General features: G+C 51.1%; 2 tRNA genes and 1 rRNA gene. All 3 read right to left on the bottom strand.

The annotated features are described in order from the left end of the window. Nucleotides 1–302: 302 nt before the first annotated feature. Nucleotides 303–378 (bottom strand) — tRNA-Ala (locus C5F75_RS05065). 38 nt (nt 379–416) lie between these two features. Then, nucleotides 417–493, bottom strand: a tRNA-Ile gene (locus C5F75_RS05060). Nucleotides 494–555: 62 nt separating this feature from the next. Then, a 16S ribosomal RNA gene (locus C5F75_RS05055) occupies nt 556–617 on the bottom strand; the annotation flags it as partial.

Genomic DNA, 617 nt, shown 5'->3' with positions numbered 1-617 from the left:
ACATGCACTTGTTCGCTTGACCCTATAACGAGTCTGTCTCGTTACAGGTTGAGTTCTCGCGTTGTGCCGTATTCCAATTGAGTCGAACATAGAGTTCGAATCATCTTGAGATACATCGATACAATCACAACCCGGATAACTTCCACGTCCATCTCAAGACGCTTCCGCTATCCAAATTACTTACTTCTTCCAGATTGTTAAAGAACGACAGCCGATACCTACTTCGTACCGCTCTGACTGGCTCAATCGCCAATGCAAAATTCTCGGTTCAGTGTCTGAACCAAGCCCTTAGCGTTGGTGATTGGTGGAGGCAGACGGGATCGAACCGACGACCCCCTGCTTGCAAAGCAGGTGCTCTCCCAGCTGAGCTATGCCCCCATGAGTACAGATGCCTCAGGTGTGTTACCGCCAGACAATGGTGGGTCTGGTTGGATTCGAACCAACGACCCCCGCCTTATCAAGACGGTGCTCTAACCGACTGAGCTACAGACCCCTGAGTCTGTCTTTAATTTACAGCCGATAAGCGTGAGCGCTCAACTTCGCGAGAAGCTCTGGAAAGGAGGTGATCCAGCCGCACCTTCCGATACGGCTACCTTGTTACGACTTCACCCCAGTCA

The organism is Burkholderia anthinoferrum (assembly GCF_002925705.1).
Classification (GTDB): Bacteria; Pseudomonadota; Gammaproteobacteria; order Burkholderiales; family Burkholderiaceae; genus Burkholderia; species Burkholderia semiarida.
The sequence above is the reverse complement of the archived record's forward strand: the minus strand, read 5'-3'. Positions and strand labels throughout refer to the sequence as shown.